This is a genomic window from Sphingobacterium endophyticum (genome assembly GCF_009733535.1).
Taxonomy (GTDB): Bacteria; Bacteroidota; Bacteroidia; order Sphingobacteriales; family Sphingobacteriaceae; genus Sphingobacterium; species Sphingobacterium endophyticum.
In genome coordinates this window covers 1-15,264 of record NZ_SMMI01000010.1, presented here as the reverse complement: position 1 = coordinate 15,264, position 15,264 = coordinate 1, and the positions used below count along the sequence as shown (strand labels likewise).

Here is a 15,264-nt window from a genome sequence, read left to right as displayed (position 1 = left end):
TATCCAATATGATCACTCATCTTCGAAAACTATTGGTTCTGATTTGCTTATTTCCCCTATTCTTATTTGCTCAAGAACAGGAAATTTCAATCATCCCCAGACCTACCAAAATATTGCTGCAGGAAGGTGAAATGAACCTCAATCAGAAAATTGACCTCCATTATACTGATGAATTCGCACAACTTGCCGATCTCCTAAATGAAATCCCAGGATTACAAATTGGAAATACAGAAGTCGTAAAAAAAATAAAAAAACAACATCAATCTGGAATTCGGCTATTTAAAGCAGAAGATTTTGACCGTGTTGATCCTAATGGTTATTTATTAGAAATTGACGATAAAGGAATCTTATTGAAAGCTCATTCAGCGAAAGCAATGCTCCCAGGAATTTACAGTATCATGCAATTAAGCTATTTGAATGATGGCAAATCTTTACCTTATATCCGAATTGACGACAAACCCAGATTTCAATATCGAGGAATGCATTTAGATGTATCCAGAAATTTTATGCCTTTCAATTTTCTAAAAAAATATATTGATCTGCTTGCCCTCTATAAATTCAATTATTTTCATTGGCATCTGACTGATGGTGCTGGCTGGCGTTTAGAAATAAAAAAATATCCTGAATTAACTCAGAAAGCAGCTTGGAGAACTCATAGCTTGTGGAAAGATTGGTGGAACAATGGCCGACAATATGTTGAACAAGGTAGCCCTAATGCAAGTGGTGGTTTTTACACCCAAGATCAAGCCCGTGAATTAGTTGCTTATGCCGAAAAACGCGGAATTACCATTATCCCGGAAATAGAAATGCCCGGACATTCTGAAGAAGTCCTTGCTGTATATCCCGAGCTTTCTTGCACAGGTAAACCTTATACCCAGGGTGAATTCTGCCTTGGAAATGAAGAAAGTTATCAATTTCTAAAAAATGTCCTTGATGAAGTTTTAACAATATTCCCTTCTCATTATATTCACATCGGAGGTGATGAAGCTGACAAATCCCATTGGAAATCCTGTCCAAAATGTCAGGAATTAATGAAAAAAGATAGCTTGAAGAATGAAGATGAACTTCAAGCTTATGCAATCAAGCAAATGGATGAATACCTTCAGTCTAAAGGAAGGAAACTGATTGGCTGGGACGAAATTTTACAAGGTGGATTAACAGCAGGGGCTACCGTCATGAGTTGGAGAGGTGAAGAAGGTGGTATCAAAGCCGCAAACGCTGGACACGATGTTATTATGACTCCAGGAGGATACCTTTATTTTGACGGGTATCAAACTGACCCTAGGACTCAACCTGAAGCTATTGGTGGATACTTGCCTCTAGAAAAGGTCTACAGTTACAATCCTATACCAAAGGATATACAAGAGGATAAAAAGAAACATATTATTGGTGCTCAGGCAAATATTTGGACAGAATATATTCCAACTTATCAACAAGTAGAGTATATGGCATTTCCAAGGGCATTGGCATTGTCGGAAGTTGTCTGGACCGATCAAGACCAAAAATCATGGAAGGATTTTCAGAAAAGACTGCAAAACCACTATAAAATTTTGCAAAAACTGGAAGTTAACTATTATCGACCGTCTTATAATGTAATAAATACCGTTCAATTCGACTCCCTTCACAGTAAGAATACCGTAATTCTGTCTTCAGAACAATTCAAGCCAAACATTAAATATACAACAGATGGTTCAGACCCTATACATAGTTCAACGCCCTATAATTTACCCATCGAACTATCTAAATCTGCTACCATTAAAGCAGCTTCATTCTTAGATTCTGCTCGCGTTAGTCCAATAGAAATGATCGAACTAGACGTTCATAAAGCTATTGGAAAAGAGGTTATTTACAAAACAGCATGGGAAGGATATCCAGCACAGGGTGAAAGAACATTAACAAATGGAATAAAAGGAACCTTGACCTACCAAGATGGTCAATGGCAAGGATTTACCAAAGATCTAGATGTTATCGTTGATTTTGAAAGACGCGAAGAAATAAAATCAGTGGCATTGAACTTTATGCAGATTCCAGGTCCGGGAGTTTATTTCCCAGGAGAATTTGTGGTATCTGTGTCAGATAATGGTAAAACTTACCGTGAACTTGGAACCGTAGTAAACCAAATTTCCAATACTGATCCTGCATTGAAATTTCAAAAATTTGAAATTAAATTAGACAAACCAGTTATGGCTAGGTATATTCAAATCAAAGCAAGTAATCCGATGAAGGGTTATCTTTTTGCTGATGAAATTGTAATATATTAATGTATCATTTGAAATTTCCTAAGGATAATTGCAATGTTCTTAAGAATATTTACATGTCGGAAGGCCAGGTCGTCAATTTTTAGATGAAATAATTCGTTCATTATTAAAATAAAAATGTAACTTTGCACTCCGACAAAGCAGTCGGAAATACACCTCCCATTAAGGCAAAATCTGTCTGCAACTGTCCGCTTAATTATTTGTATTTAACAATTGAAATAAAAAATAATGCCTAGAAACACCTCCATCAATTCGGTATTAATCATTGGATCTGGACCTATTGTTATTGGACAAGCCTGTGAATTTGACTATTCAGGATCACAAGCAGCATTGTCATTAAAAGAAGAAGGTATCTCCGTATCCATTATTAACTCAAACCCAGCTACGATCATGACCGATAGCGTCGTAGCAGATCACGTTTATTTATTGCCACTTACTTGTGAAAGTATCGAACAGATTCTTCAAGAACGTCAGATTGACGCTGTTCTTCCAACTATGGGTGGTCAAACTGCTTTGAATCTTTGTATCGAAGCTTCCAATCGTGGCCTTTGGGAAAAATACGATGTTAAAGTAATCGGAGTAGATGTTGCTGCTATCGAAAAAACTGAAAACCGTGAAGAATTCCGCCAATTAATGATTGATATTGGTGTAGGTGTTGCAAATTCTAAAATTGCAAATTCATTCTTAGAAGGTAAAGAAGCAGCTCAATTAATTGGATTTCCTTTAGTAATTCGCCCTTCTTATACGTTGGCAGGAACCGGAGGTGGTTTTGTGCACAGCAAAGAAGAATTTGACGCAGCATTAAATAGAGGTCTTCATGCATCTCCAACCCATGAGGTTTTGGTAGAGCAAGCTGTCCTTGGATGGAAAGAATTTGAATTGGAATTACTTCGTGATACAAACGATAATGTCATTATCATCTGTACTATCGAAAACTTCGACCCAATGGGAATCCATACCGGTGACTCCATTACGGTTGCTCCAGGAATGACCCTTTCTGACAAATGCTACCAAGATATGCGTAATCAAGCTATCAAGATGATGCGCTCTATTGGAAACTTCGCAGGGGGATGTAATGTACAATTCTCTGTCAATCCTGAAAACGAAGAAATTATTGCAATTGAAATCAACCCACGTGTATCTCGTTCATCAGCGCTAGCATCTAAAGCTACAGGCTACCCTATCGCTAAAATCGCTGCAAAATTAGCGATTGGCTATAATTTGGATGAGTTACAAAACCAAATCACTAAAAATACTTCTGCCTACTTTGAACCTACTCTGGATTATGTAATCGTAAAAGTACCTCGTTTTAACTTCGATAAGTTCAAAGGAGCAAATAAAGAATTAGGTCTTCAGATGAAAGCTGTAGGTGAGGTTATGGCAATTGGTCGTACATTCATCGAAGCGCTTCAAAAAGCAGCCCAATCCCTTGAAACTGGACGTGCTGGTTTAGGTGCCGATGGCCGTCAATCTAGAAACTTGGAAGAAATCATGCATAGCCTTGAACATCCAAGTGCTGACCGCCTGTTTCATATTAAAGATGCATTTGAACTAGGTGTTCCTTTGGAATCTGTTCGTAAAGCAACCCTTATAGACAAATGGTTCTTATTACAAATCCAAGAACTTGTGCAATTAGAAGGTGAATTACGTAGATATCAATTGAATAATATTCCTAGAGACTTCTTCATGACCTTAAAACAAAAAGGATATTCTGATGTTCAGATTGCTTGGTTACTAGGCAATACAACAGAAGATGAAGTATATGCTCGCCGTAAGGAATTAGGAATCCGTCGCGTTTATAAAATGGTTGATACCTGCGCTGCTGAATTCCCTGCTCAGACTCCTTATTATTACTCTACTTTTGAGGACGAAAATGAGTCCATCGCTTCTGATCGTAAAAAAATCATCGTTCTTGGATCGGGACCTAACCGTATCGGACAAGGTATCGAATTCGACTACTCTTGTGTACACGGCCTATTAGCAGCCAAAGAATGTGGTTATGAAGCTATCATGGTAAACTGTAATCCTGAAACGGTTTCTACAGACTTTAACATGGCTGATAAACTATACTTTGAACCTGTATTCTGGGAACATGTACGTGAAATCATTGAACTTGAAAAACCTGAAGGTGTAATTGTTCAATTAGGTGGTCAAACAGCCTTAAAAATGGCAGAACTTCTAGAAGCGGAAGGAGTTAAAATTATCGGAACAAATTTCTCTAACATGGATTTAGCGGAAGACCGTGGTAGTTTCTCTGACCTTCTGAAAGAATTGGATATTCCTTATCCTAAATATGGTGTGGCTACTTCAGCTGAAGAAGCTATCAAAGTTGCAAATGAAGTGGGTTATCCAGTATTAGTTCGCCCTTCTTATGTATTGGGTGGACAGGGAATGAGTATTGTAATCAATGATGAGGATTTAGAAAAAGCAGTTGTAAACTTATTGAAGAATCTTCCTGGAAACCACATATTAATCGATCACTTCTTAGATAGAGCTGAAGAAGCTGAATCTGATTCAATTTGCGACGGTGAAGATGTTCACATTATCGGAATGATGGAACATATTGAACCAGCAGGAATTCACTCTGGTGACTCTTCTGCAGTATTGCCTCCATTCAGCCTTTCTGAACAAGTGCAAGATAAAATGGCTGAATATACAATTAAACTAGCTAAAGCATTAAATGTAAGAGGCTTACTTAATATTCAGTTCGCAATCAAAAATGAAAACGTATTTGTAATCGAAGCTAACCCTCGAGCATCACGTACAGTACCTTTCATTGCTAAGGCATATGATGTCCCTTACATTAATATTGCAACAAAGGTTATGTTAGGCCATAACAAACTGAAAGACTTTAACATCGAACGCAAACTTAATGGTTATGCTATTAAAGAACCTGTTTTCTCTTTCTCTAAGTTCCCAGAGGTAGACAAACAATTAGGTCCTGAAATGAAGTCCACCGGTGAAGCCATTCGCTTTATCAAAGACCTTAATGATCCTCACTTCAGAGAATTATATAGCAAAAAATCAATGTTCTTGAATGCACAGTAGATGAGTATTTAGTATTAAGTATTAAGTATTTAGATTCTTAACTAGAATAATATAAGCCGTATCAATACTTCAAATTTTGATACGGCTTTTTTGTTAAATGGCTCCGTGTTTCTTCTTAAAAATAGTTTCTTCATCTTGCGATGGAGATTGACACGCATAATCTGGGGGAGAAGGGACTACTAACTACTAACTACTATTCCGCCCCCTTCACACATCGAAATCCAACATTATTTGTCGGTGAATTAATTTCTCCTTTTCCACGACTTCCTGCTTTGTATCGTTCGCAGTATTGGTCATTGCATAGGAATGAACCTCCTCGTTGTACTCGTTTTACTGCACCGGGTTCTTGTGGATCATAGGAATCCGATGGCCCTTTAGGGTTTTCTTTGGGACTACTTTGGTAATAGTCCGGTCTATAAAAATCTGAACACCATTCCCAAACATTCCCTTCCATATCATATAGTCCGTATGCGTTGGCAGGAAATGACTTCACTGGGGATGTCGTCTCAAAACCATCTTCTTTTGTGTTTTTTGTAGGGAACTCCCCTTGATAGATATTCGCTAACCATTTACCATCTTCCAATTTTTCTGAACCCCAATAGTAGGTCTCATTTTGGTGCTTACCAGCTTTAGCAGCATATTCCCATTCAGCTTCCGTCGGCAATCTCTTACCGGCCCATTTCGCATATGCTTCTGCATCCTCATAAGCCAATTGGGTAACAGGATGATTCTCCTTTCCCTTTATCGAGCTATTAGGACCCTCAGGATGACGCCAATTGGCATCCGGCACATATTCCCACCATTGTAAATGAGTTTGCAATCCCTGAACTTGTTGAGGCGCTTTAAACACAGCCGAACCTGGAACTAACAAAGCTGGATCAGCTCCCGGAAAATCCTGCGGATTCAAAGGACGTTCCGCGACAGTTTTATAGCCTGTAGCTTTTACAAACGCCTCAAATTGTGCATTCGTCACTTCATGAACATCCATGTAAAAGGATTCAACTGTAACTTGGTGCAAGGGTTGGGCATCTTGAAAACTAGTACTGCCCATTTCAAACGTACCACCATTAATTTTTACCATTTCTCCTTGGTCATCTCCTACCAAACGTGATGTAGAAGAATCTTGTTTCAAACTCGAAAATCGTGAAGGAATGGTCGCAGTATGGCAAACAGCTGCAGAATCAGGATATATGAGCTTATCATGATTCTTAGCACCAGATTGACATGCTGCAAATAATACGAATGCTAAGGGTAAGGTTTTAATAAAGTTCATAGACTAAGGATTTGAATATCCTCTTACAAAGATAATAGAGTAATTTAAAAACGAAAATTGAGGGGAAATTTGCTTGGTAATCATAAAAACAAAAGCTGCCCTAAAAAAAGGCAGCTTTCATGAAAATATGGGATTTTAACTATTGTACTTTTAATTGAACATCCTTTGCAGATACCTTAGGACGAATGGTTGTATTTCCACCGCCATTCAAAGTCATGTCATGCGGTTTATTTGTTTTCCAATTTCCTCTTGTAAAGTCAGGAATATCAACAGTTCTACTGTTTTTAGCTACTGAATCAACACTTAATGGAACGATTGAACTCCAAGCTGCACCATCATAAACTGTTTGATCTAATGGCAATCCATTACGTAAACAGTCTATTAATCTCCAGTCCATCATAAAGTCCATACCACCGTGACCACCTACTTCTTTCGCTTGTTCACCGATGAATTTCACCAATTCAGGAGTATATTGATCATATAATTTTTTCAGCTCTTCAGGCTTTACGAAACTATGGCCGAAGGCAATTCCTTCAACTGGATATTTCTGTGCAAACCCTTTGGTTCCACTTAATAAGTGAAGACGTGAATAAGGACGTGGTGAAGTTACATCGTGCTGAACCATGATGGTTTTTCCTTTTTCTGTTTTGATCAAGGTTGTATCCATGTTTCCTCTGTAGCGTTTACCTACGAATTCCTGGAAGAAGCTATCCTTTCCTGCTAACTCTTTTGCTTTATCAGCCATCATAAAATCATTCGACTGCATAGCAACCAAGTGATTCATTTTATCTCCACAGTTGATATTCAAACATTGTGCAATTGGACCAATTCCATGTGTTGGATAAAGGTTTCCATTCATTTTAATGTTTTCACGCAATCTCCACATATTGTCATATCCCTTTTTGTTAAAGTTCAAATCTAATAAGTCATGAATGTATGCACCTTCTGCATGTACTAATTCTCCAAATAATCCTTGACGAACCATATTTAATGTTAGCATTTCAAAGAAATCATAACAACAGTTCTCCAACATCATACAGTGCTTTTTAGTGGCTTCCGAGGTTTTAACAACTTCCCAAATCTCAGAGATTGTTAATCCGATCGGAACTTCTGTTGCAGCATGTGCACCTGACTTCATTGCCTCGATCGCCATTGGAGCATGGTATTCCCATGGTGTACAGATATAAACTAAATCTAATTCTTCGTTTTTCAACATGGTTTTCCAACCATCTTCACCTGAAAAAGATTTTGCCTCTTTTAAGCCTTTTCCTGTTAAAATAGTTTGTGCTTTGGCAACGCGGTCTGGATGTTTATCACATAATGCAACAATTTCTGCACCCTCAATATAAGAGATACGATCCACTGCACCTGGACCACGCATACCTAGACCAATGATAGCCACCTTAATCTTATCGATTTTTGGCGCTGCAAATCCAGACATATTAAAGTTAGTAGATGCAAAAACCTCGTTTTGCAAAGACGGCAATGTTATCGCAACACTGGACAACAAACCAGCCTTTTTCAAAAAATCTCTACGGGAATTATTCATAGTATAAATTTATTATCAAACTAATGTACAAATTAAGGGGGACATGGTCCCCCTATAAATCACCTATTTTAAAACAAACTAAACAGTCAAATTTTGATTTATCACAAATTAACGAACGGTATAATTTGGTTGAGGGGCTTGATTATCAAACCACTAATACAATTATAATATGATTTTTGATAAAACAAAAACTATTTAGGCACGCAAACGTTTGCCCAATTTGCACAACCGTTTGCTTTCTGTCAAATTCTTGAGACAATTCCTTATAAATTGATATTTCCTATCATTTCCTTCAGCTCCAACTCTGATAACTTGGCTTGTAACCGTGAAGAATTGAACCTTGAAACCGCATTGATAAAATTTTCCTGCGCATCGCGAAACTCTACCGCTGATATTGTCCCTATTTTATACTTCTCTAATGTAATATTCAAGTTCTGCCTTGCAATATCCGCATTATTTTCCTCCAGCCTCGCCAATGATAGGTTCGTCTGATAGGATTGAAAAGCTGTAGACATCGCTGTTTTTATCAATAATTGCTGCTGATCTATCATTAAATTAGAATTGTCTAACTGTATTTTAGCCACTCTTTCATTCCTTCTTTGATTAAATCCGTCAAATAGATTGATCGAAGCAGTAACCCCATAGTTGAGTCCCCGAGAATTTGAACTAGATACGAATCCTAAACTTGATTCAGAAGATGAAAAATTATAACCCGTGTTCAGTCTCACTACCGGATATCGGTTCCCCTTGATTCTTTTAATCTCTAATTCCGCCATTCTTCTATTAATAGAGATGATCTGTAAATCTGGATTATATTGCTTGGCCTTATCTAATAGTTCATCATAAATTAATGAATCATCATATTCAACCTCACGTTCTACATCAAACTCAATGTCCAATGCACGTGCCATCAAGCTATTCAAATTTATCTTTAAGTTCTTCACCACATTGGCTTGTCTCAGCCTACTTGATTCATCCTCATTTAAATTAACCTGAACATTTAAAACCTCTAAGCGAGAGGCCTTCCCAATCATAAATCGATTTTCTGCCGTGCGAAGACGTTCCATGGAAATATTAATGCTTGAGTCAATAGCATTGAGCAAATTCTGTTGTTCAACAATCGTATAGTAAGTTGAAATAACATCAGAGACTTTGGCCAGGATAGTTCTTTTTAATTCGTATTCGCCTTGTTTCTGCAACTCTTTCAATTGCTCATATCTAGAGAACATTGCAAACCCATCAAAAACCGTCCAACCAATACTTACTCCATAACTCATATTGTTATTCTTCGCATTGGACAAAGAGCGCTCATCCCCGTTGGCTTGCACCTGTGAGGAATTCATTACACTATTACTTTGCGAAAAATTACCGGTAACATTTGGAAGCATTCCAGCATTCCCATATGTTGTATTCTCCTGAGCTATTTTGAGATCATTTTGAGAGAGCTTGATTTCAAAATTATTCTCTAAAGCAATCTGAACAGCATCTTTAGGTGTCAGCAAGCCCTGCGCATTTAGCATAAAACTAGCGCATTGCATCAAAAGGAAAATAGCAACTAGTTTCTTCATTTTATTGTTCAATTTCTTCAAGCTTTTTTATTTCTTCTAATTCAGGGTGTAGATTCTTTTTCCTTGACATCATCAAGTAGAATGCAGGAATAACAAATAAAGTTAAAATCAACGCAAAAATAGTTCCCCCAACAATAACTACTCCCATACCAATTCTACTTGTTGAGGCAGCTCCTAAAGATAATGCAATGGGTAGTGCTCCTAATGCGATTGCTAATGAAGTCATCAAAATTGGTCGTAACCTCGCTTCAGAAGCAGTCACAACAGCATCGTACTTATTGTATCCTTCTTCTCTTAATTGGTTTGCAAATTCAACAATTAAAATCCCATTTTTGGTTACTAAACCAATCAGCATAATGGTTCCAATTTGAGAGAAAATATTCCAGGTTTGCCCAAATAACCAAAGTGAAAACATTGCCCCCGCAACTGCCATTGGAACTGTAATAATGATTATAATTGGATCAATAAAACTTTCAAACTGGGCAGCTAAAATCAAGAAAATCAATAATACTGCAAGTCCAAATGCGAACATAGTATTCGATCCACTTTCCACAAAATCCCTAGATTCCCCGCCTAAATCCGTCGTAAAGGTTTCATCTAATACCTTCGCCTTCACACGTTCCATAGCCTCGATACCATCGCCCATACTTTTCCCAGGTGCTAATCCCGCGGAAACTGTGGCTGCCATATAACGATTGTTATGGAATAATTGTGGTGGACTACTACGCTCTTCAATTTCAACAATATTATCCAGTTGAATCAATTGCCCTTGATTGTTCTTAACAAAAATGGATGCCAAATCCATAGGGGTCGACCGATCTTTCCGATCAAATTGTCCCATAACCTGATACTGCTTACCATTCATCATAAAATAACCAAACCGCTGCCCAGACAAAGACATCTGAAGAACTTGGGCTACATCCAATACGGATACACCTAAAGATTGTGCCTTTTCTCTATCAATGCTGACATAAACCTCAGGCTTATTGAATTTCAAATTGACATCGGTTATGGAAAAGGTATTGTCATTGGAAAGCTCATCCATAAATTCTGGAATCTTTTCCTCTAATTTCTGAAAATTAGGAGCTTGAATAATATATTGAATAGGTAGACCACCTCTCCTATTGACCGAGATTGTCGGTTGTTGTGAAACAGATACTCGACCTTCAGAATACCCACTGGTCAACCTTGACAGATCGTCAGCAATTTCCTGCTGAGTTCTTTCGCGCTCATCGGGTTGCACCAATCCCAATCGTACAAAACCTGAGTTGGAAGAGGCCGATCCGAATCCAGGAGATGTTATTACTAAACTTACCTTTTTCTCAGGCACGGAATCATTAATTAATAATGTAAGATCGGTCATAAAGCGATCCATATAATCATAAGATACACCTTCAGGAGCCGTAGCTCTCAAACTGATATAACTACGGTCGTCATATGGAGCGGTTTCTTTGGGTAATAATTGGTAAAAGACATAAATTAATGCAAAACATCCTAATACAGTTGCAAAACTAAGCCACTTAAACTTTAAAAATCCCTTTAATGAATCTGCATATTCTGAGTTCATTTTCTCAAAATATCGCTCTGTACGCATATAAAATTTTGATTTCTTCTGTTCTCCTCCTTTCATTAGATAGGCATTTAACATCGGGGTGAGGGTCAGTGACACAAATGCTGAAATTAATACAGCAGCACCAATAACGACCCCGAACTCTCGAAAAAGCCGTCCCACAAATCCTTCTAAAAATATGACAGGAAGAAAAACTGCAGCAAGTGTTACAGAAATTGAAATAACTGCGAAAAATATTTCATTAGAACCTTTGATTGCGGCTTGTATAGGTGGCATACCCTCCTCTACTTTTTTAAAGATATTCTCAGTTACCACAATCCCGTCATCCACAACCAAACCCGTCGCTAATACGATCGCCAATAAGGTCAATACATTTATTGAAAAACCGCATAAGTACATGATAAAAAATGTCGCAATCAGGGATACCGGAATATCAATCAAAGGACGGAAGGCAATCGACCAATTTCTGAAGAAAATATAGATAATGATGACAACAAGGACTATTGCAATCAATAGTGTTTCAACTACTTCTAATACCGCTCTTTTAACAAATAACGTATTATCTATGGCTATATTAAGTTCAAATCCTTCTGGTAATTCATTCTGAAGTCTATCGTATTCTTTATAAAATTGATCTGCAATATCAAGATAATTGGTTCCTGGTTGGGGAATAACTGCTAAACTAACCATTGGAAAACCCGAATCTGACATTTTAGTTTCAAAGTTCTCCGCTTCTAAAGCAGCTTTTCCAACATCGGAAAAACGAATGGTCCTATTATTATCCGAACGAATAATAATATTATTGAATTCTTCCTCACTGGCAAGATTTCCGATGGTTTTAATGGCCAACTCAGTATTAGCGCCGGTCAACTTTCCGGATGGCAATTCTACGTTTTGTGTCGTCAATGCCGATCGTACATCTAGAACAGTTAATCCATATGATGCTAGTTTTACAGGGTCTATCCATAATCGCATAGCATATTTTTTCTGACCCCAAATCTGAACTGAACTCACTCCTGAAATAGTCTGCAACCTTTGAGCAATAACATTTTCAGCATAATCTGAGAGCTCCAGTACATTCTTTGTCGAACTCTGCATCGTCATCGTGATGATGGGTTCTGAGTCAGCGTCAGATTTTGACACTACTGGTGGGGCATCGATATCCTGTGGTAAGCTGCGCAATGCTTGTGAAACTTTATCCCGAACATCATTCGCCGCTTCTTCTAAGTTTTTCCCTAGATTAAACTCAATGGTGATATTACTAGATCCCTGGTTTGATGAGGAGGAAATATTTCGTATCCCATCGATGGAATTGATAGATTTCTCCAATGGTTCAGTAATCTGAGATTCGATGATATCCGCATTAGCCCCCGCATAATTTGTACGTACCGATATTTGTGCTGGATCAATCGACGGAAACTCTCTAATGCCCAAAAAGGTATATCCGATGATTCCAAATAAAATCAAGAGCAGATTCATTACTATCGTAAGAACCGGTCTTTTAATACTTAAAGTAGATAAACTCATAGGCTTCGGATTATTGAAGGGTGACTTGAACCGCCGAACCGTTTCTTAATGACATAACTCCAGAAGTTAACACTGTATCTCCTGCTTGTATTCCTGATGTAATTAAGACATCCTCATCTGTCCTAGCTCCCGTTTCAACCATTACCTCATTCGCCTTTCCATTTTTCATCACAAAAATTTTCTTTCCATTTTGCACAGGTATTAATGACTCGGCTGGAACAAGCAATCCATTATCTAACGTTTCTAATGGAAAAATAATATTGGCAAATGTTCCTGGAATGATATGATCAGAAGGATTAGATGTAACGGCTTTCACCAATAAGGTTCTTGTATTTGCTTCCACTGCAGGCTCCGTAGCGTATATTTTGGCACTATATTCCCCTTCAACTCCTTGTACGGTAAATTTGATTGAATTGTTTACCCTAACCTTATTTGCATATTTTTCAGGAATTGAGAAAGATACTTTTAATCGATTCGTATTTACTAATTGAGCAATAACCGTCGCGGGAGTGACATAGCTACCTTTTGAAATATTACGTAGACCGATCCTACCAGAAAATGGCGCCTTGATAACGGTTTTATTTAGTTGAGCCTGAATTAATTGAATTTGAGATTGTGCAGTACGAAAATCAGCACTTGCAATATCGTATTCTTCTTGAGAAATGGCCTCTTTTTCAAGAAGCAGTTTCGCCCTTCTTTCATTCTCTGCGGCTAAATTATTCCTTGTCTTCGCTTGAGCCAATTGAGCTTGCAACTCAGCATCATTAATTCTTAATAAGGGCTGACCCTGACTAACTCGTCCTCCTTCAGAAAAATTGATAGATTCTACAATACCGGAAATTTCAGAATGCAATTCAATCTGTTCATCTGCCTCAATAGCTCCCGAAAGCGAAAGGAAATCTGAAAAAGGTTGGCCTTGAACAACTTTGCCATAAACTTTCATAGCAGATCGAGCTCCTCTCGGACCATTTTGCTTTGCAGAATTCTCTTTATTGGTACTGATCCTATAGAATACCATACCAGCAATAACAAGAACTACAATTAATAAAATTATGATTGATTTTCTCTTCATTTTCAGGCTGCTAAAAAGCGTAATTTATTTAAGTATAATTATCCTGAAAAATAGGAAAAAAAGGCATAGGATAGTGTAATAATGTTATTATACTATTCCTACAAAAGATTAGCTATAAGTATTTAAGTGGAAAATTTAGCTTGATTGCTAATATTCAGTTTGATTAGAATCCTTTTGATTAATTCCTGGAGCTTTTCAATACTGGTTTTGATCAAGCTTGCAATTTTTGCAAAACTCAGTCCATTCAAAAGTTGATGCACGATCAATAATTCCCTTTCAGAGAGTTTACGTCTATCCTGGGGTGGTTTCTGAAGGCCAAAAAACAAAGATTTAATTAATTCGGGGCATGCATAGGATTTTCCAGCCAAAACATCTCTTATAATTCGTACAAGATCGCCTGTATTTGTCCCTTTTTTAACAAAGGCATAAGCCCCCGCAAGAATACTATTCCGAATGATGGATTGATTGGTAACATCAGATAACATGATGATATGAACATTAGGATACAATGCTTTAATAATTGGTATTCCTGAAATACCATCTATTCCGGGCATCATAATGTCTAATAAAATAAGCGAGGGAACTTCTGATTGGTTAACTTTAGTTTCCATATCGGCAATTGATTCAGCCTCCAAGACAAAATCAAACCGTACAGAATCTACATTCATTAACTGAAGTTTGGTCAAATTCCGACAAAAGATACTATCATCGATAATACCTAACTTAATTGTTCGCATATACTATTATCTTAAATTCACTAGATTGATTTAGGATCAATCATTTGGCTACTCGCCTGTAACATAAATATACAATTTGTATTGACAAACAGAAAACAACTATAAACAAAATTATAATTTTTATTTATAAATTAATTATTTTATAATCACAAAGTTTAAACTATACCTAAGGGTAAAATTAAAAAATAAGTGAAACTATACATTAAAACATAGTTTACGGCACTCAAAAATATGATTATTAGCTATGTTCCAAGTTAATTTATAAAACAATTAGTGAATTACAATAAAACTGAATTGTAACAAAGAGTGGTTAGTAGTTAGTAGGTAGTAGGTAGTAGGTAGTAGGTAGTAGTTAGTAGGTAGTATTAAGATGACTGTCCAGCTGTCTATTGTCTAATTTCAAAAAAGAAAGTTGTATGGCAGAATTATCAGTGTGTAATAGGATCGCAAATGATGAAATTGGATGGAATTGGATGGAATATCGGAAGAGGCCTGAATTGATGCTCCATAGTACTATAACAGCGCTAGACTGAACATATCACCTCAATTACCAGAACCATACCATCAATCACCAAACGGAACTTTATCGTTAACTAATTGGCGGAACCACAAAACCGCAGAGCGGTGGCATCCCTTACCAATAATCGGAACCATACCCTCAA

At 37.3% G+C, this 15,264-nt stretch carries 8 protein-coding genes; 2 read left to right on the top strand and 6 right to left on the bottom strand.

Annotation, left to right across the window (positions count from 1 at the left end; genetic code table 11):
* The first annotated feature begins 8 nt into the window (after positions 1 to 8).
* Positions 9 to 2,261 carry a glycoside hydrolase family 20 protein gene (locus E0Y80_RS13015; protein WP_156308116.1) on the top strand — a complete coding sequence of 751 codons (2,253 nt, stop codon included), beginning with the start codon at positions 9 to 11 and terminating at the stop codon, positions 2,259 to 2,261.
* A 225-nt stretch (positions 2,262 to 2,486) separates the two neighbouring features.
* Positions 2,487 to 5,306: a carbamoyl-phosphate synthase large subunit gene (carB, locus tag E0Y80_RS13010; RefSeq protein WP_156308115.1), complete on the top strand. Its 2,820-nt coding sequence runs from the start codon at positions 2,487 to 2,489 to the stop codon at positions 5,304 to 5,306.
* 193 nt (positions 5,307 to 5,499) lie between these two features.
* Here carB and E0Y80_RS13005 read toward each other — a convergent pair whose 3' ends face one another.
* From E0Y80_RS13005 to E0Y80_RS12980, 6 genes are all read right to left on the bottom strand, one after another.
* On the bottom strand, positions 5,500 to 6,579 hold the full coding sequence (locus tag E0Y80_RS13005; RefSeq protein WP_156308114.1) for a formylglycine-generating enzyme family protein: 1,080 nt from the start codon (positions 6,577 to 6,579) through the stop codon (positions 5,500 to 5,502).
* 139 nt (positions 6,580 to 6,718) lie between these two features.
* A complete protein-coding gene (locus E0Y80_RS13000) occupies positions 6,719 to 8,128 on the bottom strand; it encodes a Gfo/Idh/MocA family protein (RefSeq protein WP_156308113.1) in 1,410 nt (469 codons plus the stop codon).
* Positions 8,129 to 8,391: 263 nt separating this feature from the next.
* Positions 8,392 to 9,696 carry a TolC family protein gene (locus tag E0Y80_RS12995; protein ID WP_156308112.1) on the bottom strand — a complete coding sequence of 435 codons (1,305 nt, stop codon included), beginning with the start codon at positions 9,694 to 9,696 and terminating at the stop codon, positions 8,392 to 8,394.
* Between the two features lies 1 nt (position 9,697).
* Complete coding sequence (locus E0Y80_RS12990) at positions 9,698 to 12,793, bottom strand: efflux RND transporter permease subunit (protein WP_156308111.1); 3,096 nt, start codon at positions 12,791 to 12,793, stop codon at positions 9,698 to 9,700.
* Between the two features lie 10 nt (positions 12,794 to 12,803).
* Positions 12,804 to 13,865 carry an efflux RND transporter periplasmic adaptor subunit gene (locus E0Y80_RS12985; protein WP_156308110.1) on the bottom strand — a complete coding sequence of 354 codons (1,062 nt, stop codon included), beginning with the start codon at positions 13,863 to 13,865 and terminating at the stop codon, positions 12,804 to 12,806.
* 122 nt (positions 13,866 to 13,987) lie between these two features.
* Positions 13,988 to 14,602 (bottom strand): response regulator transcription factor, encoded by a 615-nt coding sequence (locus E0Y80_RS12980; protein ID WP_156308109.1) that lies wholly within the window; start codon positions 14,600 to 14,602, stop codon positions 13,988 to 13,990.
* Positions 14,603 to 15,264: the final 662 nt, after the last annotated feature.

What these genes read in the sequence shown, in the direction of transcription:
- E0Y80_RS13005 (WP_156308114.1), bottom strand. Translation starts at nt 6,579, where the DNA reads ATGAACTTTATTAAAACCTTACCCTTAGCATTCGTATTATTTGCAGCA.
- E0Y80_RS12995 (WP_156308112.1), bottom strand. Translation starts at nt 9,696, where the DNA reads ATGAAGAAACTAGTTGCTATTTTCCTTTTGATGCAATGCGCTAGTTTT.
- carB (WP_156308115.1), top strand. Translation starts at nt 2,487, where the DNA reads ATGCCTAGAAACACCTCCATCAATTCGGTATTAATCATTGGATCTGGA.
- E0Y80_RS12990 (WP_156308111.1), bottom strand. Translation starts at nt 12,793, where the DNA reads ATGAGTTTATCTACTTTAAGTATTAAAAGACCGGTTCTTACGATAGTA.
- E0Y80_RS12985 (WP_156308110.1), bottom strand. Translation starts at nt 13,865, where the DNA reads ATGAAGAGAAAATCAATCATAATTTTATTAATTGTAGTTCTTGTTATT.
- E0Y80_RS13000 (WP_156308113.1), bottom strand. Translation starts at nt 8,128, where the DNA reads ATGAATAATTCCCGTAGAGATTTTTTGAAAAAGGCTGGTTTGTTGTCC.
- E0Y80_RS12980 (WP_156308109.1), bottom strand. Translation starts at nt 14,602, where the DNA reads ATGCGAACAATTAAGTTAGGTATTATCGATGATAGTATCTTTTGTCGG.
- E0Y80_RS13015 (WP_156308116.1), top strand. Translation starts at nt 9, where the DNA reads ATGATCACTCATCTTCGAAAACTATTGGTTCTGATTTGCTTATTTCCC.